Consider the following 22,302-nt stretch of genomic DNA (forward strand, 5'->3'; position numbering starts at 1 on the left):
ATCAGTATCCCTGCCCGTTCGCGCAGAACTCCGCGTGGAAGACGCCTTCGACGCTTCCGCCCCCTGCGTACGTGGCCTTCACCGTGCCTTCGACCATCGAGGAATCGGCCTTGGTGAAGGTGATCTTGCCGGAATCGGCATTCGTCTCGTACGAGGACGACTTGCCACCTTCCGCGAAATTGACCTCACCCGGTGGCACGGCGACGCTGCCCACCTTCGGCGCCCCCTTGATGACGATCTCGACGACCTGCGAGCCTTTCGTGGCAGACCCGAGCCAACGTGAAACGGTGAGCTGAGCGCAGTCGAGCGGAGCGGAGCTGAGATAGATGAGCGTCTCACCGCTGTTCGAAATCATGAGGGAGGACACGGTGGGCTGAACCGATCCGAGGGCGCCGAGCGTTCCGGACAGCGAGGTCTTGCCGCCAGCGTCGCTCGTATCGCCGGGACCACCGGAGCTCGTGCCAGGATCCGACGAATCGCCAGCGTCCGCCGATTCGTGCGAACTCGAAGGGCTCGACGTCGACGATGCGCAAGCACCGACCAAAAGAACAGGCCAAGACCGCGCGACGATTCTCATCCAAATGGACATCCAGTTTGCTCCTCGCAACTCGCCTAGTTCGGGACCACGAAGGAAGAAGCCATCGCGTAGCGCGTGACGCCTGACCGACGCGTCGGATCGGACTCCGCCCACGCGCACCCGACCAGCACATGCCCTTCACCGAGCGACGTCGGGTCTGCGCGGGACGTGGGACACGAAGCCCCGGCCACGTCGGCGCTCGCGATGGATGTACCTTCCAACCGTGGACCGAGCAACCAATGGGCGTTCGGCGACGCGAGATTTAGCTGGCTTTTAGCGTTCTTCTCGCCGTGACCGTCGCGGACCATGCCGCCGGCGAGTCGCGTGCGCGGCGTTTGCTCGCCATTTGGTTTGACGGTCGAAATTTCGCCTGACGCGATGAAGGTCTCGACGGCGATCGGCCAAGACCTCGTGGAAGAGCGTTGCGAACGCCGCGCTCGCTCCACGAAGAAGGAGAACAATCGCACATGGAACAGTCCCGCTTGGCCCGTCTGGGTTCACTGAATTGGGCTGCGCTCTTGGCACTGGCGGCGTGTTCGAGCTCCGAGCCGTCGTCGAACGTCGGCACGTCGACGGTGCAGGGCAAGCTCACGGTCGCATCGTTCCCGACGGCCCCTACGGCCGTCGACGCCATCGACGAGGCAGGCAACCGCGCGCATTCCCCCGTTGGCACCGATGGTGCCTTTGCGCTGCAGCTTGCAAAGGGGCATTCGTATCGCCTCGTCGTCGTGAGCGCGAAGGAAGTGCCCTTCGTATTTCCGCGCTCCACGCGTCTCGATACGAGCTTCCGCGTTTCGACGGGAGGCGGCGTCGTCTCGCTCGGAAGCGTTCGCCACTGGGATTCGTTGCCCTCGGGCGGCTTCAAAGTTCTCAGCGCTTCGACCTCGTCGTCGAGTCCGGACGGGCAGGAGGGTCAGGACGGAGAGTGCGTCGACGGCAAGCTGCAGGGCACCGATACGCCGTGTGCCGACGACGACAACCAGACCGAGTGCAAAGACGGCAGCCAAGCGGTGAGCTCGGACGGCGAATGCGAGAACGGCAAGGACGCCGTGACTGGACAGGCCTGCACCGACACGGACACCGCCGGCGACGACGCAGCCGATCCTGCGCAGCCGATGGCCGTGCCCGACAAGAACGCGCCCGACGACGTCTCCGGCTGCAACGAGAACGACGGCGAGGAGGCCGACGACTGATTCATCCACGAGCGCGGTGGCGCTCACGCACGGCGTCGATGGCATTCGCTGCCGCCGTCGCCCGCGCGAGTGAAGCCGCGGCCGACGACAAGGCACCCACCGATCCGTGCACGAAAGCGCGTGTGCGGATCGAGGGCCAGCCCGACGAGCGATGGTCACTGGCCATCGCCTCGGCGTGTCGTCGGCTCACGACGGCCACGGATCGCGATCCGACGGCTGCCGTGCACTTGATCCCATCCGAATCGGACCTTCTCGTCGAAGTCACGCTGGCCGATGGACGATCGACCATTCGTCGTCTCCGCGAGACGGCAGCGCTCGAGCCAACGCTCGACGCGCTCGTTCTGTTGCCGCCCGAATCGAACGAGCTCCGAGCAAAAGGCTCTGCCGCCGCACGACCGGTGGCGGCGCCCGAAAGCGAGACGCTCGAGTCCCCCGAGACGGCGCCTCGGTCGGCACCGCTACGAACCGCAGTCGACTTCGGCGTCGAGCTCGGAGCAGGGGTCGTCGGACGAACCGCCGGCGCCCAAGGCTACCTGTCCGTAGGCCCGGAGTTCCAGGCCTTCGTACGCGCGGAGAGGTGGCTGTTCGGCCTCACGGCACGTTGGGACGTCAATCAGTGGAAAGAGGGAGCCGCGAGCGGGTTCGAGATGGAAACGGTCGGCGTTGGAGTTGGCGTGGGGCGTCGATTCGGGATCGGTGGTCTCGATCTCGACCTTGGTTTGTCTCCGCGTCTCGTCAGTGAAACCCAGACTTTCGAGAGCGATGGCGCGGAGAATACGGCGAGCGCAACCGACGTACGCTTCGGAGGATTCGCTCGCCTCGGCTTGGGTCGCAGCAAACTTCGATTCGCTCTCACGCTCGACGGCGAGCTCTCGCCAAGTCGGATTCGCCGCAGCATCGCGCTCGATCCCGCGCTTCCCTCCCTTCCCTCCTGGAGTGCGGGTCTCGGAATCGCCGTCACCTGGAGAGAGCCATGACGACCCAACGATTTCGGGCCGTCGGCGGCTCGGACGGCGAGGCTCTCGCGCGTGTTGCGCGGGGCGAAACGGTGGCGCTCGGCGAAGTCTACGATCGGCATGCCGAAGCGCTAACGAGGTTCGCCATTCGCCTCGTCGGCGCGCGCGACGCCGAGGACGTGGTTCAAGCTACGTTCGTCCGCGCAGCCGTGATCGCGCGGTCCTACGACGATCGCGCTCCCACTGCGCGGACGTGGCTGTTCGGCATCGCCGTTCGCATCGCACAGGAACGTAGGCGCGCATTCGCCAGGTTGACGAATGCCATTCGCCGCCTCGGAGAGACGCATCAACGCGCCGTCGTCGAAGTGGAAGTGTCACGCTCGGACCTGCAACAGGCCCTCCAAGAGCTGTCGCCCGAAAAGCGGGCAGTGCTCGTTCTGGCCGAAGTCGAGGGGTTCACGTGCGAGGAAATCGCTCGAATGCTCGAGGTGCCCATCGGCACCGTCTGGACACGATTGCATCACGCAAGAAAAGCCATGCGCGCCTACTTCGAGGGGGACTCGTGACACGCCGAAGTCGTTGCTCCCGAACGTGGGAAGTGGAAGCCGCGAGGGACGGACGCCTCACGCCAAACGAAGTCGAGAACTTCAGTCGGCATACGAGGTCTTGCGACGACTGTGCGCGTGAGCAGAAGTTCGTCGAGGACCTGGGCCGTGGACTGCGGAGCCAGCAGGTGCCCCCGATCGATCAGCTCTCACTGCGCAGACTGCGCGGCCATGTGCTCGAGGCCGCCGACGAAGCGACGCTCGCGCACGGCCGTGTACGACCTCACGTCCGTTGGGAATCGCTCGCGAGACTGGCCCTCGTCCTGACGTTCATCGGCATCATCTTCGCGTTGGTCCACGAGAGGCCGCAGGCGACCACGTTCGTCGCACGTGACCTCGGCGGTGCTCGGTGGTCCGCCCACGACGATGGATCGTCTCTGCGCGTCGATCTTCTCGAGGGCCTGCTCGAGCTCCGCGTCGATCGGCCAGCGGGGGGAAAGCGCGTGGTTCTCCACGTGCCCGACGGTGAAATCGAAGACATTGGAACGACCTTCCGCGTCTCGGTCGCACGAGGCCGAACCGAACGCATCGACGTCGACGAAGGAAAGGTGATCGCTCGCATCGGAAGCGAGCCGGCAATGACACTCGGCGCGGGCGAGCATTGGTCTGCACCGCCTGCGGCCGCTTCGCCGCGGGCTACCGCCGTGCCCGTGGCTGCCCTTCCACCGGCACCGACATCCCCGACGGCGAACGTGACCCCAAGCCCCTCGTCGTCACCGAAGCCCATCGAGCGCCCGAAACCTTCGGCCGAGATGATTCCGCCCGCCGATCGCCCGAGCCTTCCGCCGACCGCGGACGAGGCCGCAACGGAGAGCGCGAACCTCGAAGATCGCGCGTACGTCGAAGTTCTCGAGCTGCTCCGAACGGGACGAACCGCGGAGGCTCGAGAAGCGGCCAAACGCTACGTAGCGCGCTTTCCGAACGGCTTTCGCCGCAAGGAAATGGAGCGGCTCGGGGCGGGCGTCCCCTGACCTGCGCGCGTTCTGACGGGCGGTCGGCGTACGTTGCCCGCTCGGTCGGAAAAAACTCTGAAAACTCGAGACTTACCCCGGGACAACGCCAAGACGGATGCTAAAGATGCGGCTCCTATGTCGCAGCCGAGCATTCCGACCGTCGACCTCGCCGACCTCCGTTCGAACGATCCGTCCCGCATCGCCAGTGCATCCGCAGCGATCCGTGAGGCATTCGGAACGTACGGCCTCGTCTACGTCATGAATCACGGCGTCGATCCGAACGGCGTGTCGCGCGTCTACGACGAGTTTCGGACGCTGAGCCAGCAGCCCGTCGCCGAGAAGCAGAAGCTCGCGCGCCCCGATCTCTGGTTTCAGCGAGGCTGGACGCCCCCGAACACCGAGATCGCCGTGGCCGCCGGCGGCCAACCGGACTTCAAGGAGTGCTACTTCATGGCGCCCTACGAGAGCGATCCCGTTCTCGAGGCGCAGTACCCGGAGCTCTACCCGCCGAACATCTGGCCGGAGGGCATGACCGCATTCCGTGAGGAATACACGAAAATGGGTCGGGCCCTGCACGAGGCAGGTCTCGCTCTTCTTCGCGGTGCCGCGCATGCGCTCGGCCTCGCGCCGAACACGTTCACGGACATCTGCGAGGGCGGCGCGCACGTCACGCGCATCCTCCATTACCTGGCCCTCTCGCCCGAGCAGGTGAACACCGGCATTCTCTGGGGCGAAGAGCACACCGACTTCAACCTGCTGACGCTCTTGCCTGGCGGTCGCTTCGTCGATCCCACGGGCAACGTGGCGCCCAAGCCGGACGACAAGAGCGGCCTCTTCCTCCGGACGCGCGGCACGCCCGAGAACCCCGCCGGCGTGCAGGTTCGTGGTCGCCCGCCCGAGGGCTGCATCGTCGCGCAGATCGGCCAGCAGCTCGAGATGCTCACGGGGGGCGTGTTCGTCGCCACACCGCACGTCATCACGGCGCCCGGTGTTCCTGGGTGGACGCGCGATTCGTCCGCGCACTTCATGCACGCGAGCGCCAACAGCGTGCTCTTCCCGCTCGAGAAGTTCCAGACGCCGGCGGCGCGCTCGGCCTACCGCCCGCCGGTCCTCGCCGGCACGTACGCCATCAAGACCCTGGTGGACATCGGGCTCGCTCCGAAGGCGGCTCTGGATCAGCTCGGCTATCGCCACTACGACCGCCTCGAAGCGCAGCGCGGCGCCTGAGCGCCGTGTGAGTCGGGTCGGTCACCGCACCGACCCGCCGGCGGCGGCGTGTCGTGTTCACCCGCCGTCACGACTGCGATCAATCTCGATCCTGCGCGTCCCACGCGTGAGGACCGGCGCATCATTTCGGCGTCGCCGTCGCGCGGCGGGACGACGTCGGCGCTGGCATGCGATTCGAAGCCATGGGGGGCATGCGTTGGTCGCAGCTCTTCGCGCTCTGGGTCCTCCTGCTCTTCGTCGGCTGTGGGCAGGACGAACGTTCCACGACGGCCTCGCCCTCGTCACCGCCCGGCGGATCGCCGTCCGATCCGTCGCCCGCTCCTCCCTCGGAGCCGGGGACGGAACCCGGTCAGCGTGTGCTCGCGCCTCTTCCGATGACTCGAGCAAACGACGGCCTCACTGTGTCGGCCCTGTCCAAAGGCTCGACCTCGGGTTCCGGTACGCAAGAGATACTCGCGGCTGAACAGTGCAACCTGCCGGTCCAGTACACGGGTTATGCTGGGCTTCAATCGCTCGAGTTCGCCTACGTGAATTACACGTACGAGCTGTACATCGGCGGAAACTACGACGGTCACTCCCGCCTCCCGCTCGTGTTCGTGTTCGCGGGCGACGCCATGACAGGCGGGCTGATCCGCTCGTGGTTGTCGCTCGAGTGGAACTCGGGCGGTAGCGCGATCTTCGTCTATCCGAACGGGATCGGCCTGTCGTGGGACACGTCCACCGCGCCGGGCATCAACTCCTCGCTCTCGCTCGTCGACGCGATCCTCTCCGACGTCGAGAGCAAACTCTGCGTCGACACCAAGCGCATCTTCGCGTGGGGCATCAGCCGCGGCGCGTTCATGGTGAATCACATCGGTTGCTACCGCGGCAACGTCTTTCGCGGAATCATCGCGAACTCGGGCGGAGGTCCGTCGTCGCAGAACCCCGCCGACCGCGACGCGAACAACTTCTTCAAATGCCCCACCCCGCCCGTTGCGGCATTCATCATCCACGGCGACGCGGACCAAACGATCATCTTCGGCGCCGGCGACGATTCGCAACGCCACTGGAAAGTCGCGAACGGATGTAGCGACGAAACAGTCGGCGTCGATCCCGGTCCGTGCGTCGCGTACCAAGGCTGCAAGAACCCCGTGACCTGGTGTCATCTGGGTGGCTGGCCGCACCAGCTCTGGACGGCCTCCGAACCTGCCGTTTGGCGGTTCATCGAATCGACGAAAGAGTGAATTTCGAAGCGACGCGGCTCAAGGAGGAACAATCATGCATCGACTCCTTCGTGGTGTCCCGCTGGCGAGCGTTCCGCTCCTCATCGCATATGGCTGCACCCAAAGCGGGGGAAGCGAGCAAGCGCCGCCCGTCGACGCGGCAGCTCGTGTACCGCAGCCCGACGCCAATCAGGCCGGGCCTCCGTCGCCCGACCAGGATGCCGACGACGGTCCGGAAGGCCCGAGCATTCGGTACATCGGTCGCTTCGATACGCAAGAACCCGATGCGCCGCGGTGCGGCTGGCCGGGTTGCCGAGTCATCGCCAACTTCCAAGGTTCGGAGGTGTCGGTGACGCTCACCGAGCACGTCGACGATTGGATGGTCGGCGGCCCCAGCGAATGGGACTACGCGATCGACGGCCAATGGCAGCCGAAGCTCGTGCTCGCCATCGGCCAACAAAAAATCTCGCTGGGCACAAAGCTCGGTCCCGGCCAGCACACCGTCGAGCTCTACAAGCGCAGTGAGGCGCAGACCGGTGTGACCGAATTCGACGGTTTCGATTTCGGCACCGACGGCGTGCTCCTCTCGCCACCGCGCCGTAAAAAGCGCACGATCGAAATGGTCGGCGACTCGATGATGACCGGCTTCGGAGTGAACGGTGTGGGCCCCGACTGCCCGGACTCGAACCAGGCTGCCGAATGGGCGGACTTCCACATCTCGTTCGGAGCTCTGCTCGGACAGACGTTCGACGCTGACGTGTACGGCACGGCCTATTCGGGCAAGGGCATCACGAAGAACATCTGGCGCCCCGATCCGTGGACGATGCCGCTCATCTTCCCGCTCGCCAATCCGATCGACCCCCATACGCCTTTCGATTTCAAAGGCTATTCGCCCGACATCCTCATCGTTGGAATCGGCGGCCTCGACTTCGCCGTGGGGCAGCCCGTGGACGACGGGCCCGCGGTACTCTCCGACTTCATCGCCGGATATCTCGCGTTCCTGGGTCAGCTCAGGAAGACGTATCCGAACGCGCAAATCCTCTGCATCATCGGCCCAGGCATCGACGACGGAGAGCCAAACGTGATTCGCGACAGCGTGATGGCCGGAGTCTCCGGCGCGGTGGAGGGCGCGAAGCGCAATGGCGACACGAAGGTCAGCTACTTTTGGCCGTCGAACTCGCAGTCGATCGCGGAGGTCTCCGGCTGCGACGGGCATGGCAATCCGTCATTCCACCAGCGCGTCGCGCGAGAGCTCGCGCCCGTCGTGAGCGCGCTCATGGGGTGGTGAGATGCCTCGTCTGCGCTGCCCGAGCAAAGGCTACGTTCTCAGAAGAAGACCGAGGCCGCGAGGCTGAGCGTCGTTCCCTTCTGACCGCCCACGTAATAGCCGAACGTGCTGCTCACAGGTGATCGCACCACTTCGATCACCTGTGCGTTCAGCCGGATGTTGCGTGTCCCGGCGAGGTAGACGTTTGCCCCGCCGAGGTACTCGTAGCTTCGTCCGAAGCCTGCGCTCGTATCGCCGAAGACGTGCGATGTCGCCGCGTAGAGCTCGAGCTTCCGTGGCCAGGGAAAGAAGGCCGATTGCACGTAGAACCCGGTGTCGTGAATCGACGTTACCGGAAGCGGCCCGTCGGCGTGGAAGCCACTCAAATACCGACTATACGCCTCGAACTGGACGAACACGCCCTGGTACTTCGCGCCTAGGTCGGCCGCGATCATGTGGTAGTTCGCGAGATCGACCGTCACGCCCGGGGCGAGCGCGCCGAGGTCGAAGAGGTTCGTACTGTCGGCGAGGCGAAGCGTCGTATTGTCGGGAGCGCCCGTGGCAACGTTGGCAAAACGATCTTCGCGGCTCTGCGTGAAGGAGACGCCGAGACGCGTGGCCACCTTCTCGTGCATCTCGAAGTCACCGAACGCGCCCTGCGGACCGAACTCGTGCGTCGTGGGCATCGTCCAGATCGTGCCACCCGTGGCGAGGTCGCGCGTGAGCTGTCGCGCGGTGATGCCGAGCGCGCTGAGGTTGTTGCCGACCATGAGCGTGTACCAGAAGCCGGGAACGGGCTCCCCCGCGGCCCACACGCCGTTCGTGAAGTAGGGCCGGAAGAACTCGTCCGCCATGACGCGGTCGTGCCCGAGCCAGTACGGATGCGATCCCGTGAGCGTTCGGGTTCCGGGGAGCGCATTGAGCCCCGCGTAGATGCCCAGCCAACGTGCGAATTGGTAACCGAGCGTTCCGAAGAGGGCCTTCTGGTCCGTCGTGTTCACCGTCCAGAGGATGATCTGGTAGCGAATCTTCGGAAGACCAATCCACCCTTTGAAGAAGACCATCACACGGTGCGAGTAGATGTCGTTCCGCGTGTCGACGGGGTGCGTGTTCCCGAGGTGGTCGACGTAGCTTTCCGTGGCAGGCAGCTGATTCAAATATCGAACGAGGGCATACGCGCTTATCGACAGCTCTCCGTACGAGGTCCGTCCGACGAGGAAGCCTTTTCCGGGTTCGACGGCTCCCCACGTCGGAATGGGCTGAGCAGCGACCTCGGGTTTGGGCTCGTGCGTCTCGGCTCTGGTGTCGTCCTTCGCGGGTGCACCTCCGTCTTCTGCCCGCGAATCATGGGCAAAGACGAACGACGCCAGTCCGAACACGAGCGGGACGAGCGCCGCGATGCGAGGTGCCTTGGCCCTCATCGAGGACAATCACGGTAGACAACCGAAGACAGCCGCTCAATCGACGCGCGTGACAATCCGCTGCGACAACGGGCCAGCGGCACGAGAGCACGCGGCTCGTCGCGATTGCTTCACGATGAAGGAGCGCGAGCGGCGCCTCAGCCGCCGAAGAACGAGCGCTGTTGGAAGCAAAGGCCTTCGAGAATCTGGTCGACTCGCGCGTTCTCGAGCGCCCCGATTCGCTCTCCCAACCGGCTCTTCTCGACCGACGAGATTTGCGACACGACGACCACGCTCTGCTTGGGCAGGTTGCCCTCGCCCGCATCGAGCAGGACGTTGCCCGGCTCGGTGGCGCGCTGGAGATTCGAGGTCAGTGCGCAGACGACGACGGTGGAGATGCGCGAATGGTTGAAGACGTCGTCTTGAACGACCACGTGCGGATGTGCGTAGTTGGCCGCCGGTCCCGCTCCGTCATCGGGGAGGATCCAATAGAGCTCACCGCGATGAACTTCCGCCGTTCGCATCGGCTGCCATCGTAGCGCGCTGCCGGCCTATTCGAACACGCCCACGTCGACATGATCGGTCGAATGCAGATCGAGGTCGAGCGCACCGCCAACCGAATAGACGTGGTTCCCGAATACCGGAAGCTGGTGGACGTGGCCTCTGGCGATCGGAAGCGATGCAACCTCCTCCCATTCGCCAAGCGCGTGGTCGGCGTCGATGACGGCTCGCCAGACACGGTTCAGCTCGGTCGCGCCGCTCATGCCACCGGCCACGTACAGATATCCCCCGTAGAAGAAGCTCGCGTGAGTGGCGATTCGAACCGGAAAGCTCGGCATCGCCGTCCATTCGCCGAGCGAGCCGTCGTCCAGCACGCGGCCGCGCCAGGCATCGTTCAACAAGGGCGGATTGTCGAAGGCCGACTTTTCGAGACCGCCCACGAGGTACACGAAGCCATCACGCTCGAGGACGCTCGCGTGCGAGCGAGGTCCCGGCAGCGTTCCAGCAGGCATCCACGCCGAAACGATTCCATCCGCTCCAACGGTTGCACGCACCACGTCGTCCCAGACGTTCGGATCGTCGAAGCCTCCGAGGACGTAGATCGAATCACCCCGAGTGAAGCCGCCAGGATGCATGCGCGCACGCCCCGTCGACCCGGCGGGCGCCCATGCGCCGAGACTCCCGTCGTCGCCGACGACTGCACGGAAGCTCTCGGCGGTCACGCTCATGTCCGTCATCCCGCCCGCAACCACGATCACGTTCCCGACGACACCTCCCGTGAGCCCGCCCGTGGGCATCGTCAGCGGCGCACGCCCTTCGAACGGTCCAAGGGATCCATCGGCGGCAACGGGCGCCGCATCGACGGAGGCAATTCCCTTCTGTCCGTCCGCTCCTCCGATCGCGAACAAGTAGGGCCCTGCCGCCGTCGAAACGATGAACGTCGCGTGATGGTTGCGCGGCCGCGATTTGACTTCGCTCGTACTCCACGAGAGCGAGCCGCACGTCATGGCGGACGTCGCACGGCGGTCGTCACACGAGACGGCCTCGGCTTGCTTGGCATCCGCGGAGGCGTCCTGGGTGGTCTCGCGCGCCGATGAATCCGACGCCGACGACTCCGACGATGAACAAGCCACGTACAGCGTACAGAGGAGAAAGGGGGCGGCGAGGCCGCGAAGAAGCGTAAGCCCAAGGCTCATGACGCGCCGCAAGCGCAACGGTCGTGCCACGACGAATCATCGAACGCCACGCCCTTCCAAGAAAGTTCGTGCAGCCACTAACGTCGGCGTCGTTCGTTCGATGACGAAGCGCGAGGCGAAGGGCGCTTGGAGTGCCATGACACGGCAGCCCTGACTCGAGCACCGCACGCGCTACGCCCGCTCTGCCCGTCATGGCCGCGATTGCGCACCTCGATCTTCCCGCTCTGAGGTGGCCTTGCGCGCGATTCATAACATGTTATAAGTCCCACGCATGGCGGACGTACTCGCGGATCTGGGTCATCTTTTCCTCGGTAGCCGACTCAAGCGCCTCGCAGAACGCCTCCAGGCAGACGCCGCCAAGGTGAACAAGGCGATGGGCGTCGACGCGCAGCCGGCGGAGCTCGCGCTTCTCGCGGCCATCGACCAGCTCGGGCCGCTCACGATTTCGGCCGCCGTCGAGTCGCTCGGCGTGAGCCAGCCCGCGGTGAGCCGGACGGCTACCGGCCTCGTCGATCGCGGACTCCTCACGACCGAGAGCGACGAAGCCGACCAGCGACAGAAGACCCTCAAGCTGACGCGGAGCGGACGTGCGCTCGTCGCCAAGGCCAAGGAGGCGGCGTGGCCGTTCATCGCGGAGGCCGTCCGTGCGATGTGCGCACCGCTCGAAGGCACGCTGCTCGAGCAGCTCACGGCCCTCGAAGGCCAGCTCAACGAGCGTCCCCTCGAGACGCGCGCGCTCGACATCGCGAAGAGTCACCGCGACACGCTCGCGATTCGAGACTATTCGGACGATCTCGCGCAGAGCTTCTACGAGATCAACGCCGAATGGATCTCTTCGATGTTCACGCTCGAGAAGAAGGACATCGAGATCCTGAAGAATCCCCGCAAGACGATTCTCGACGATGGCGGCTTCATCCTCTTCGTCGAGTCTGCCGAGCTCGGTGTCGTCGGCACCTGCGCGGTCATGAAGGTCGACGACGGCGTCTACGAGCTCACGAAGATGGGGGTTCTCGAAAGCGCGCGTGGCCGCAAAGCCGGCGAGCTTCTCCTGCAGACCGCCCTCGCCCGCGCCGACGCGATGAAGATCGACACGCTGTATCTCCTCACGAACTCGAAGTGCGCGCCGGCCATCCGCCTCTACGAGAAGCTCGGCTTCGTGCACGACAAGGCCATCATGAAGAAGTACGGCGCCGCCTACGCGCGCTGCAACGTCGCCATGCGCTACCGCGCCACCTGACGCGCCTGCCGCCCGCGCGGCCTCGCCCTCGCGAACGACGCGTGATTGAATAGCGCGCGGCGCCCCGACGTCCATGTGGTCGCCCGAGCTCGACCATGTTTGTCGCCGTCCTCACCGCCGTTTACGTGTCACTCGTCAGCGTAATCGCCACGCGACTCGCCGCCAATCCGAACTCTCGGTCGGCGGCGCGGTGGGCCGTTCCCCCCCGCGCTTTCTTGGTGGCACCGGCAGTGGCGCTCCTCTTGGTGGTCGCATCGAAGCTGCTGGGTGACGGTACGGGGCTCCTGCTCGACGGCTTCGCCGCTGCCATGGTGACTTGGTACGCCGTTCGGAACGTCCGCGGCTGGCGAACCTTCTACCGCCAGCTCGACGACGCGTGCACGAGCCCCGACGAGACGACGGGAGAGCTTCTGCTCTCCTTGCGACATGCGCCGAAGTCTCGCTCCGATTACTCGCTCTGGACGGTGCGCATTCTACAAGCCGCTTTGCGCGGCCACGAGCTCGGTCGGAGTGACCGCGCGCTCCGATGGTTGGGCGCGCTCGATCCGAAGAGCCTCGGCGACGTCGAGCGTATCGTATACTTGCAGGCACGCGCGGTGCTCGCCGTGGCGCTTGGACAGCTCGATGTCGCGCGCGAGACGATGCTCCAGCTCCCGCAGACAATCGCGCTACCGAGGCACCGGAACAGCATCGCCATCCTACGCGCTCTCATCGTCGCCATCGAAGGAAGCGACGTGTCGGACGAACGCCTCGCCTCGACGCGTGCAGCACGTGAGGCCGCGACGGGCAACTCCCTCGACGGCTGGAGCGTCGTCGAGGCACATCTGCTCGCGGCTCGCGGCGACACGCTCGGCGCCCTCGAACTGCTTCGCGGCGTGAAGGCGCGCGTGCCTCCGCATGCGTTCGAACGCGTCGTCCGCCACGGCGGTCCCGCCTCGTCACTCGCCAGCCGCATGCAGGTCGAAGGCGCGTACCGCTGAAGTCGTCAGGTCGCGTGACGTGCGAACGCGGAGCTAGCCAGCTTCAACCGTCCGGACGTTGGGCCTTGTTGCGACCACCGCCCCCGCCGTGGTCGTCGACGGCGCTCTACGCGTCGATGCGCGACGCGCCAAGGTCACCACACTCATTGCACGACTGCACGTTCGCCGCTGGAGTCAGGGCCCAGCGGCATGCGCCGAGCTCCTCGAGCAGACCAAAGAGCTCGTCGACGAGGGAGACGTTGCGTTTCGTGCCGAGCTCCTCGGATTCGAGACGCTCGTGGGCAGAACACTTGGCGACGGAGCTCGCTACACGCGCGCTCTCGAGAGCCTCCGCGCTCTCGTTCGAGCGAACGAGCACTATCGCGCACGAGCCACGCTCGAACAGCACGACACCGCCCCTGCCCGACTGCGCGCATTCCCCGACGACGAGCTCACGCCCCTGTTCCACTCCGTGGTTTCACGCGATGTGCGCGTGCTTCAGCGTCTCCTGGGCCTTGGCCTCCTTGGCCCGGTACCCGAGCTCCTCGGGCTGACGCCCGCCAAACGCATCATCTTCCTGACCACCGAGAATGCCGCGCTCCTCGAAGACAACGGCAACCTTCATTTCAAGCCCTCGCCACCACGCTGGTGCGCAACGCTTCTTCGCGTGCTTTCGCACGGGCCCGTGTCGAAGGAGCGAATCGTCGCGTCGCTCTGGGGTCTTCGCGCGTATCGGCCCGAGCGTCACGATCCGCTCGTCCGAACGACGATCCATCGCTTGCGCGCCTTCCTTGCCCCCCATGGGGATTGGGCCTTCGTCGACGACACCGGGCCTACGGCTGCCGCGTGCCGCTCCACTTCATCGGAATGGCGGAGTCGACCGATCTCGATGCGCCCCTCGTGGAAGGAGAGGCGCCCTACGTCGACGTCGATGATCCCGTCGAACACTCGCCCGAGCCCACCGTCCTCACGCGCGGCCACGAACGGGAAACGCCGGAGCAACGGGTGCACGCGAGGCTGACGCAAGCTGGCGAGCGCCTCGGCATTCGCGACCTCGCCCGCTCCCTCGGCCTCTCCGAGAGCACCGTGCTTCGCGCCTTGCGCGTGCTTCTCCGGAAAAGCGGGTGGTCCGTACCGGCTGCGCTCGCGCCACGCGATACGCCGCGCGTCGCTAAGAGGCGAGACGGTGGTGCGTGCGACGAAGCGGCGCTGGTACGACCGCCGCCTTCGCGCTAGGCTGGAGGCCTGCTCTTCGCGTCGACATCGTCTCGCTCGAAGCCATAAGCCACGTTTCGAGCTCTCTGCGGCCTGAAAGGGATCGTGTGCGATCGCGCGCTTTTCGCGTGATGGCCGCGTGCTTTCGAGCCGGCTGAGCTCACGCATCGGGGACCCCTGTTCTTTTTGGGGCGTCGCGTTGCTCCATCGCGGAGCGACGCGGCTCGTTCCGACTCGCGCTCTCCACGCGTGCGTGGCGATGCGCGTTTGCGTCTGGGAGACGTGCCGTGCTCGACGAAGACGTCGATTCGAATTTCCGTGGCGACTGCCGCCACTGCTTCGCGCTCTGCTGTGTCATGACCACCTTCGCTGTCTCGACCGATTTCGCCCAATCGAAACCGCTCGGGCAGCCCTGTCCGAATCTCGACCCACATTTCCGATGCTCGATCCACGCATCGCTGCGTGAGCGGGGCTATCGCGGCTGCACGACCTACGACTGCTTCGGGGCAGGCCAACACGTCTCGCAGATCACGTTCGACGGCATCGACTGGCGGGACGCTCCCGACGTGGCAACGTCGATGGTGCGGGTATTTCCTGTGGTCCGTGCACTCCACGAGCAGATGGTCCTCCTTCGCGAGGCGCTCGGCCATCCGCTCGATCTCCGCCTGCGGCGCGAGTTGCGCGACGCGTTCCAGCGATGCGCTGACCGGACTCACCTGCCCGCCAGAGATCTCGAATTGCTCGACGTCGAGCCCGAACGACGGCTCGTCGGAAACCTCCTGCGTCGCGCGAGCCTCGCGGTGCGCACCTCGGCAGGTCACGAGCTACGTGACTACGAGCGCAAGGATTTCGCCGGTGCGGACCTTCGCGGTGCGGACCTTCGCGGGGTGAACCTTCGCGCGACCACGCTCCTCGGCGCCGATCTCTCGCGCGCGGATCTCGGGATGACCGATCTCCTCGGGGCCGACCTCCGCGGAGCACGGCTCTTCGGAGCGGATTTGCGACGGAGTCTCTTCGTCACGGAGCCACAAATCGCCACGGCCGATGGCGACGGCGACACGCTCCTGCCCGACCAAATACGACGCCCCGCGCACTGGCTCGTTCGCCTTCGTCGTCCGCGCTAGCTCGCGGCGCGTCAGCGAACGATGACCTGATACGGAGAGGTGGGACGGCTGCCGGCGCCGGCGGGGAAACCGTAGCTCGCGTCCTGGTCGAGGCCCCAGACGTAGAGACCGAAGGCGCCGTCGCTCTGGGCCTCGTGCCGACCATATCCGCAGTTGCCCACCGGCGAATGACCGCGGGTCATGTCGACCCAGGTGTATTCGGTCGTGCCGTCCGTACCGAGCGGCTGCCAGCCGGTGATCACGCCGAGACAGTCGAGGGTCACGTCGTGAAAGCCGTTCACGTCTTTGCGACGAACGAACGTCAGATTGCTGTCGGAATACGTGTAATCGAGGAAGAACACGTAATGGTCGAGGAATTGCTCGTCCGGAACGATGTCGACGAAGTCGGGATCGCCGAGCGTTTGATACACGGTGGAGCCGGACATGTAGACGGCGAGATGGAACGGGTGATTCGTGTCCTGGCTCTTGACCTTGTAGGGGAACTCCGAGACGAAGGACACGACTTGCCCGCTCGCGAGCGTCGTAGGCGCGCCAATCGGCATCGCAGGGTCGTACGTGAGCACGGTACCGTCGGCGGCGCCGACCACGCGCCAGTACACCTGCTCGGGCGGACGGGTCCCGACCGCGACACGGCGCGATTCGTAAGGCACGCCGGAATAGCTCGACGACCACTGGTGGATCGGCGGAATCTGCTGATGGAGCGAATCGCAGGCCGCGGAGTTGTCGGGCACGTTCGAGCACTGCGTTCCGCCGAAGACGGCAACCGGATGGCTCGTCTCGATCGGACTGCCGGCAAGGCTCTTCGGCTGGGTGAGCTCGAGCACCTGCCCGCGGGACAGCGTCCAGGTCGTCACCGCGCCACGAATACCGCCGCTCACGTTCACGCCATCGAGAATGTCGACGCTCGGACGAATACGAACTTCGGTATCGTCCTGCTGGGCGACGATCTGCACGAAAGGCGCCGCGACGTTCATTCCCCAGCCGTCGACGAGGATGTAGTTCATATCCCAGGACGAGGTGGGCAAGAGAAGCGTGGCCGCCGGCAAGTAGCTCTTGGCGCCGCCGTAGGGGAATAGCGAATAGGCCGAGACCGGAGCGTCGGTCATCAAGTGGAACGCCGGGTAGATGCTGGTCGCGTGCTCTTTGACCACCGTCTGACGCACGGCAACTTCGACGCCTGCGGGGCAATCGAGATGGTTCTTGCCCGTTGGCGCGCGATCGCCCTGCGACAGGAACACGATGCCGAGGTCACGCGGCGGAATCGCGTCGATGCGCTCGTAGGTGACGGCGCCGTTCTGCGATGACGCGCGATAGATGCTCTTGGAGATGTCGAGCGCTTGATTGCCGAACTCGGCCGTGACGTGGACCGGCGTATTCCAGGTATTTGCGATGAATACCGTGTAGCAGGACGACTCGCTGAGCGGCATCGTGTCCGGAGGAATCGCGAAGAACGAACAGCCGATCGATCCCTGCGAGGCGGCGGCGCTGTCACACGCGGCAACACAGGCTCCGGCGGCGCAGCCCTGATCGTCGCGACACTGCTCGATCACGTTCTCCGTGCAGTCGTCGATGACGGCATGGAGATCACGCGAGCAACGCTTTCCGCCGCACGTCGCGGGCGCCGAATCGTCGCCTCCGGCGTCTTGCTCGAAGTGAGCTCCGTCCTGCTCGAAGCCGTTGTCGCGCGAGCTGCACGCGGCGATCGAGGCAAAGAGAAGCACGGCGAAGCTTCCCGCCCTTCGAATCCACTGGCTCATACCGAACCTCATCACGGGAAGGCCACGGCAGTCGGCGTGGGATGCCGCTGCGAGTCATGCTGGCCAATGCCGAGCTGGCCCTTCGAATTGTCCCCCCAACATTGGACGACTCCGCTCGTCGACAGCGCGCACGTCGAGCCCGTTCCCGTAGCCACGGACACGACGTTCTCCATCGACGACACGAGCGCGGGAACGAACACACCTGCGACGTCTTCGTAGCCGAGCTCGCCGTAGGTGTTCGCACGCGACCAGCAATAGAGGCGGCCGTTCGTCGTACGGGCGCACGAATGGCCGCCAGAGACCGCAATCTGCGCGGGAAACGCGGGACCGGGAATGCCTACTTCCGTCGGAAGCGGCATGTCCTGGAAGTTCCCGACGCCGAGCGCGCCTTGGTCTCCATGGCCCCAGCAGAAGAGTCGTCCGTCGATGGTGATCGCGCACACGTGCTTCGTCGAAGCGGCGAGCTGGAGGGTGGCGGGAAGCACTTCGACGCGATCGGGCGTCCAATCGATGCCGAGCGACGTGGTTCTTCCGAGCATCTGCTTTTCGAAGCCCCACGAATAGACGCTGCCCGACATGCCGACGACGAATGCCGCGTAGTCGCTCATGGCCACGGAGGCGGCCTTCTCACCGCCGGCATCCATGGTGGTCTGGCCGTTGCCGAGCGCGAAGCTGTCGCCCCAGCACGTCAGCTGATCGTTTCCGTCGACCACGCAGCTTCGAGAGTCGCCCACGGCGAGCCGCTTCGCGCCTGCCACCCTCGCGACGCGCGAGAGGGCAGCGCTGCCCCGACCGAAGCAATCCACACCGCCATCCGAGTGCAAAACGCACGTGTGCGTCAGAGTCGCGCCGAGGTCGACCACGTCGGCTACGCCGGCGAGCAACACGGGTTTGGCGCCGCGATCGGCGGCGGGCGACGTTTTGGGAGCAAAGTTCCCGAGGGCATTGGGGTCGCCCCAGCACCAGACGACGCCTTCGCTGGAGACGGCGCAGTAGTGATTGGGGCCGGCCACGATCTTCGTGATGCACGGGGTCACCGAGCAAGTGACGGGAGGTGCCTCGGCGTCGAAGGGGCCGCGAGCGTCGGGCGCGGCATCGGCATCGTCCGGCGAGGCGGCGTCGGGGACGGCAGAATCGACGGCTGCATCCGAAGAAGTCGGCGAGGATCCGTCCGTGTCGCTCGTGCTGCACGCGAAGACGAAGCAACCGGCAAGCGCAGCCGCCACCATCCAGGAGGCGTGGAGCGTTCGAGAAGCGCGCGCTTTCATGGTTTCGCCGTCCGGTGCAGCGCCACGTCGTTGCCCACGATCCACATGTCCTGCTCGCCCGATGGATCCACGAAGGCGTCGATGGCATTGAGGTGATTCACCAAAGGCAAATACGGTGAGCGCGTGACGCGGGAGACCTGCCACTGCGATCCATCGAAATGCCGCACGACGCCGAAATACCCGACGAGCCAGATGTCGTCGCTCTTTTGCCCCCACATCGAACGAGCCTGTCCGTAATCCTCGACGAGCTCGGACGTCCACGTTCCGTTGATGATGCGGGCCGCGAGAGCGGTGTTGAGCTGCGTGGCTTGCAAGGCCACGAGCTGGCCCTGCGTGGTGGATACGCCACCGATGACGCCGGTGACGCTGGGAACCGGCATCGTCATCGACGTCCACTCATCGCTGCCTGCCGTCCGCTCGAACGCGACGACCGTACTCCGACTCGTGCAGTCCGGCGGCGCACACGATTGGTATTCCATCCCAGCGAGCCAGGTGTTGGACGCCGTTCCCCAGACGCCGGTCAGGATGCGCGAGGCACCTGCATCACCACCGGGCAGAACGACGGGCGCGAACGGAGAGGAATCGTTCGCCGTCGCCGCCGTAAGGTGGAAGACGCCGTTCGTGCCGTCGGCCAGGATCCAGATGTCCGATGCGGACGTGCCCCAGACACGCATGATCGGTCGCGCTGTCGGCGTGGTGATCGGGGTGAACGCGAGCGAGTCCGGACGATCACCCGTACCATGGAGAAGCCCGAAGTCTCCCGCGAGCCAGACGTCCGTGGAGCTCGTGCCCCAGACGCTGCGCACGCTGCCCGGTGCCACGAAAACGCCGCGCCACCTCGAGCCATCCCAGAGAAGAACACGGCCCAAGGCATCGGCCGACCACGCTCGATGATCGGCGGCGACCCAGACCGACGACAACGGTAGGACGACGGGGCTTGGATTGGCGGCCGGGCCTCCCGCGTCGAAGGACTCGGGCCTCGGCAGATCCGTGTAGCACCAATCGTCGGCGCTGCAGCGGGGCAGCTCGACGACGCCCGAATCGGGCGCAGGCGTCGCATCGGCCGGCAAAGTCGCCGAATCGGAGCCGGCGTCGAGCGACGGGGACTCCGCCACGGGCGCGGGCGTCGGCTCGTTGCCTTGCGCACACGCGATCACGAAACAGGCGGCGAACACACCGAGGACACCGGCAAGCGCGAGGCGGCGGTTCACGGTTGCCTCCGGTTCATCGAAGTTCGGTGCAGCACGAGTCCTTCGCCGACGATCCAGACGTCGTCGGGTCCGCTTCCCCAGATGCCGAGTAGATCGGTCGGAATCTCACCGGCAGGCAATCCGAAGGAGCCAAGCTGCCAAGACGTTCCGTCGTAATGCACGATCGCTCCCGCATCGCCCACGGCCCAGACGTCCTTTGGTCCGCTGCCCCATACCGCGCGAAGGTGACTCGTCGTGGGCGAAAGAACGTCCGTCCACGTGCCGCTCGACTTCGCGCCGTGACGGATCGTGCCGCGATCGCCGACGACCCATACGTCTTCCGAGCTGCTACCCCAGACGCCGTCGAGATCGTTCAAGGTATGACTGTCTTGCGGCGCCCAGCGCGGCCCGCCATTCCAGACGAAGATCTGGCCGCCCGGGCCGACGCCCCAAATCGCACTGCCGTCGGCGGCCCACAGGTCACGCATGGCCGGCTGGCATTCGCCGCTCTCCTCGCAGGCCTTCGAGGCGCTCCATACGTCCTTTCCGGCGTCGTCTTTGCCGAGCGTCCAGAAGCTCGCCAGCGGTCCGAATCGATTGGATCGCTCGCCGGCAATCCACACCTGACCGCCTACGCTCTGCCCTGTCCAGATTCTCCCCGTCGAAGCGTTGACCGGATTCCACGAGGAGCCGGTGACGGCTTGCAACGTTGCGCTTCCATCGCGATAGCCATCCGAGTGAAGGGGCGCCGATGGCCCAAGCACCCAGACATCCGTGGCGGACGTGCCCCACACGGCAACCAAGCTGTCCGTCGTGCTGCCCGATGGAATCGAAACGAACGACTTGCCATCGCCGTGGAGCAACGTTCCGCGCGAGCCGACCGCCCACACGTCGTTCGGGCCCGACCCCCAGATCGCGTTCAAAGCGACGAGGCGCGAGACGGGAAAGGCAATCGGACAGAAGTCGACCGTGGCACAGTCGACCGGCAGAGGCGCGCACGCGTCGCCCGCGCATGCGTCACCGGCCTCCGCGTGACCGGCATCCGCTTCCGGCACGGTTTGGGCGTCCGGATCGTTGGACGTCGTCACGTCGGAGTTCGTCGCGCACGCCAGCACAAAGACACAAGGAAGCCCGAAGGCGAGGAGCACGCGCTTCATTGCGTCGTCCCCCCTGAGCATTCTTTGGTCAGACACCGCCCGCCGATGCACGGCTGGCCCGCGGCGAGGTCACACAAGATCCCGCAGCCTCCGCAGTTGCGCGGATCGTGTCCGACGTCCGATTCACATCCATCGTCGTCACGACCGTTGCAGTCCGCCGTCCGGGGCACGCACTCCGTCTTGCAACGGCCGTTCTGACATACGGGCGCCGCAGAGTTCGCGAGGACGGGGCACTTGTATCCGCACGCGCCGCAATTCGAGGGATCGTTCTCCGTATCCGTGCAGTAGTCCCCGAAGCCAGGGCTTCCCGTGCAGAGCGTCTGCCCCGGCTTGCATCCGCAAGCGATCGAACCACCGAAGTCGAAGCACTTCTGCCCAGGAGCGCACTGCACTCCGCATGCTCCGCAATTCGACGTATCCCTGAGTAGATCGGTCTCGCAGCCGTCGGGGTCGATCGACTTGTTGCAATCTCCCCAGAACTCGAGATCGCGCACGACGCAGCGAGGAGCCTTGCACTGCCCGTCTTTGCACGCGAGGTACATGTGCGGGAAGAGGGGGCCGGCATCTTCGGGCGGCGGACGTCCCTCGCACGAGTAGCCGCACGAACCGCAGTTGAAATCGTCGGAAGAGAGATCGACGCACGCGCCGCCACACTCCGTGGTGCCCGGCGGGCAACCACATTGCCCGTTCAGGCAAGCGACACCGCTCGGGCAATGCACTCCACACGCGCCGCAGTTCGCATCATCGGAGGAGGTGTTCGCCTCGCACCCGTCGTCGGGGATGCCGTTGCAATCGACGAAGCCAGGTTTGCAGACCCCACGGCACTCGCCGGCGACGCACGTCATCTGCAGGTTGTACCGGGGCGAGGTCTCACGGCACTCGACGTTGCAGCCGCCGCAGTTCAAGACGTCGTTGCTCAGGTCCGTCAAGCACGCGTAGTCCGGCAGGGTGCCGTCGCGACGTGTACAGGTCGCGAGCGGTGCCGGGCACTGCGTGGCAATGCACATCCCGACGGAGGCATCGACATCGAGGCCAGCATCGGCAACGGGCGACGTCGAAGCGTCGGGCAGGGTGAAGCCCGGCGTTTCGCTCGTCTCCCCGGCGCCGAGCGTCAGCGGTTCACGCGCACACGCGAGCAATGTTCCAACGACGGCCATGGCGGCGAAAACCGAACCGACCACGCCGCGACTCCAGACCGAAACCATGGATATGGTAAATTCCCGGAGGCCCTCCGAACTGATCACTTGGCCGCACGATTTCTCGATGCGCTACCCGATGCGTCGCAGTCCTCGCCGTCCTCCTCGCGTTCTCGCCGTTC

23 protein-coding genes are annotated in these 22,302 nt (G+C 65.6%); 11 read left to right on the forward strand and 12 right to left on the reverse strand.

The genetic code is table 11. The annotated features are described in order from the left end of the window. Position 1 precedes the first annotated feature (1 nt). A complete protein-coding gene (locus AKJ09_RS07000; RefSeq protein WP_146646411.1) occupies positions 2 to 589 on the reverse strand; it encodes a hypothetical protein in 588 nt (195 codons plus the stop codon). Positions 590 to 612: 23 nt separating this feature from the next. Next, positions 613 to 1,038 (reverse strand): hypothetical protein, encoded by a 426-nt coding sequence (locus AKJ09_RS07005; RefSeq protein WP_146646412.1) that lies wholly within the window; start codon positions 1,036 to 1,038, stop codon positions 613 to 615. 6 nt (positions 1,039 to 1,044) lie between these two features. On the opposite strand from AKJ09_RS07005, the gene AKJ09_RS07010 reads away from it, so the two are divergent. From AKJ09_RS07010 to AKJ09_RS07040, 7 genes are all read left to right on the forward strand, one after another. Further along, positions 1,045 to 1,770 (forward strand): hypothetical protein, encoded by a 726-nt coding sequence (locus AKJ09_RS07010; RefSeq protein WP_146646413.1) that lies wholly within the window; start codon positions 1,045 to 1,047, stop codon positions 1,768 to 1,770. A gap of 38 nt (positions 1,771 to 1,808) precedes the next feature. Continuing rightward, positions 1,809 to 2,747 (forward strand): hypothetical protein, encoded by a 939-nt coding sequence (locus AKJ09_RS07015; protein ID WP_146646414.1) that lies wholly within the window; start codon positions 1,809 to 1,811, stop codon positions 2,745 to 2,747. Next, positions 2,744 to 3,292, forward strand: coding sequence for an RNA polymerase sigma factor (locus tag AKJ09_RS07020; protein WP_146646415.1), 549 nt, complete (start codon positions 2,744 to 2,746; stop codon positions 3,290 to 3,292). The genes AKJ09_RS07015 and AKJ09_RS07020 overlap by 4 nt, the downstream gene beginning before the upstream one ends. Beyond that, on the forward strand, positions 3,289 to 4,302 hold the full coding sequence (locus tag AKJ09_RS07025) for a FecR family protein (protein WP_205633623.1): 1,014 nt from the start codon (positions 3,289 to 3,291) through the stop codon (positions 4,300 to 4,302). Before AKJ09_RS07020 ends, AKJ09_RS07025 begins: the two co-directional genes overlap by 4 nt. A 117-nt stretch (positions 4,303 to 4,419) precedes the next feature. Next, complete coding sequence (locus tag AKJ09_RS07030; RefSeq protein WP_146646417.1) at positions 4,420 to 5,511, forward strand: isopenicillin N synthase family dioxygenase; 1,092 nt, start codon at positions 4,420 to 4,422, stop codon at positions 5,509 to 5,511. A gap of 191 nt (positions 5,512 to 5,702) precedes the next feature. Beyond that, positions 5,703 to 6,734: a CE1 family esterase gene (locus tag AKJ09_RS07035; protein WP_146646418.1), complete on the forward strand. Its 1,032-nt coding sequence runs from the start codon at positions 5,703 to 5,705 to the stop codon at positions 6,732 to 6,734. A 34-nt stretch (positions 6,735 to 6,768) separates the two neighbouring features. Continuing rightward, positions 6,769 to 8,001: an SGNH/GDSL hydrolase family protein gene (locus AKJ09_RS07040; protein WP_146646419.1), complete on the forward strand. Its 1,233-nt coding sequence runs from the start codon at positions 6,769 to 6,771 to the stop codon at positions 7,999 to 8,001. Positions 8,002 to 8,039: 38 nt separating this feature from the next. Here AKJ09_RS07040 and AKJ09_RS07045 read toward each other — a convergent pair whose 3' ends face one another. The 3 genes from AKJ09_RS07045 to AKJ09_RS07055 all read right to left on the reverse strand — a co-directional run bounded on the left by AKJ09_RS07045 (position 8,040) and on the right by AKJ09_RS07055 (position 11,077). Then, a complete protein-coding gene (locus AKJ09_RS07045; protein WP_146646420.1) occupies positions 8,040 to 9,401 on the reverse strand; it encodes a hypothetical protein in 1,362 nt (453 codons plus the stop codon). Positions 9,402 to 9,538: 137 nt separating this feature from the next. Continuing rightward, positions 9,539 to 9,904 carry a type II toxin-antitoxin system PemK/MazF family toxin gene (locus AKJ09_RS07050; protein WP_146646421.1) on the reverse strand — a complete coding sequence of 122 codons (366 nt, stop codon included), beginning with the start codon at positions 9,902 to 9,904 and terminating at the stop codon, positions 9,539 to 9,541. 27 nt (positions 9,905 to 9,931) lie between these two features. Then, positions 9,932 to 11,077: a Kelch repeat-containing protein gene (locus AKJ09_RS07055; protein ID WP_146646422.1), complete on the reverse strand. Its 1,146-nt coding sequence runs from the start codon at positions 11,075 to 11,077 to the stop codon at positions 9,932 to 9,934. Between the two features lie 271 nt (positions 11,078 to 11,348). On the opposite strand from AKJ09_RS07055, the gene AKJ09_RS07060 reads away from it, so the two are divergent. Both AKJ09_RS07060 and AKJ09_RS07065 read left to right on the forward strand, forming a co-directional pair. After that, positions 11,349 to 12,314 carry a bifunctional helix-turn-helix transcriptional regulator/GNAT family N-acetyltransferase gene (locus AKJ09_RS07060; RefSeq protein WP_146646423.1) on the forward strand — a complete coding sequence of 322 codons (966 nt, stop codon included), beginning with the start codon at positions 11,349 to 11,351 and terminating at the stop codon, positions 12,312 to 12,314. A gap of 95 nt (positions 12,315 to 12,409) precedes the next feature. Next, entirely contained in the window at positions 12,410 to 13,294 is an 885-nt protein-coding gene (locus AKJ09_RS07065; protein WP_146646424.1) for a hypothetical protein, read from the forward strand. 106 nt (positions 13,295 to 13,400) lie between these two features. Here the strand turns inward: AKJ09_RS07065 and AKJ09_RS07070 are convergent, their stop codons facing one another. Beyond that, complete coding sequence (locus tag AKJ09_RS07070; protein ID WP_146646425.1) at positions 13,401 to 13,742, reverse strand: hypothetical protein; 342 nt, start codon at positions 13,740 to 13,742, stop codon at positions 13,401 to 13,403. Between the two features lie 9 nt (positions 13,743 to 13,751). After that, a complete protein-coding gene (locus AKJ09_RS52745; protein WP_169927330.1) occupies positions 13,752 to 13,898 on the reverse strand; it encodes a hypothetical protein in 147 nt (48 codons plus the stop codon). Positions 13,899 to 14,119: 221 nt separating this feature from the next. Between AKJ09_RS52745 and AKJ09_RS07075 the strand changes: the two genes are divergently transcribed. Further along, positions 14,120 to 14,509, forward strand: coding sequence for a helix-turn-helix domain-containing protein (locus AKJ09_RS07075; RefSeq protein WP_146646426.1), 390 nt, complete (start codon positions 14,120 to 14,122; stop codon positions 14,507 to 14,509). A 335-nt stretch (positions 14,510 to 14,844) separates the two neighbouring features. Then, on the forward strand, positions 14,845 to 15,612 hold the full coding sequence (locus AKJ09_RS07080) for a pentapeptide repeat-containing protein (RefSeq protein ID WP_146655459.1): 768 nt from the start codon (positions 14,845 to 14,847) through the stop codon (positions 15,610 to 15,612). A gap of 11 nt (positions 15,613 to 15,623) precedes the next feature. Here the strand turns inward: AKJ09_RS07080 and AKJ09_RS07085 are convergent, their stop codons facing one another. The 5 genes from AKJ09_RS07085 to AKJ09_RS07105 are packed head-to-tail and all read right to left on the reverse strand — an operon-like array spanning position 15,624 to position 22,165. Continuing rightward, positions 15,624 to 17,381, reverse strand: coding sequence for an IgGFc-binding protein (locus tag AKJ09_RS07085; protein WP_240488936.1), 1,758 nt, complete (start codon positions 17,379 to 17,381; stop codon positions 15,624 to 15,626). Next, complete coding sequence (locus AKJ09_RS07090; protein ID WP_146646428.1) at positions 17,381 to 18,637, reverse strand: RCC1 domain-containing protein; 1,257 nt, start codon at positions 18,635 to 18,637, stop codon at positions 17,381 to 17,383. The genes AKJ09_RS07085 and AKJ09_RS07090 overlap by 1 nt, the downstream gene beginning before the upstream one ends. Beyond that, entirely contained in the window at positions 18,634 to 19,848 is a 1,215-nt protein-coding gene (locus tag AKJ09_RS07095) for a hypothetical protein (RefSeq protein ID WP_146646429.1), read from the reverse strand. The genes AKJ09_RS07090 and AKJ09_RS07095 overlap by 4 nt, the downstream gene beginning before the upstream one ends. Continuing rightward, positions 19,845 to 20,984: a sialidase family protein gene (locus tag AKJ09_RS07100; RefSeq protein WP_146646430.1), complete on the reverse strand. Its 1,140-nt coding sequence runs from the start codon at positions 20,982 to 20,984 to the stop codon at positions 19,845 to 19,847. Before AKJ09_RS07100 ends, AKJ09_RS07095 begins: the two co-directional genes overlap by 4 nt. Next, the gene (locus AKJ09_RS07105) at positions 20,981 to 22,165 is read right to left on the reverse strand and encodes a hypothetical protein (protein ID WP_146646431.1); all 1,185 of its coding nucleotides are present in this window, start codon (positions 22,163 to 22,165) and stop codon (positions 20,981 to 20,983) included. Before AKJ09_RS07105 ends, AKJ09_RS07100 begins: the two co-directional genes overlap by 4 nt. Positions 22,166 to 22,302: the final 137 nt, after the last annotated feature.

This window comes from Labilithrix luteola (genome assembly GCF_001263205.1).
GTDB lineage: Bacteria > Myxococcota_A > Polyangia > Polyangiales > Polyangiaceae > Labilithrix > Labilithrix luteola.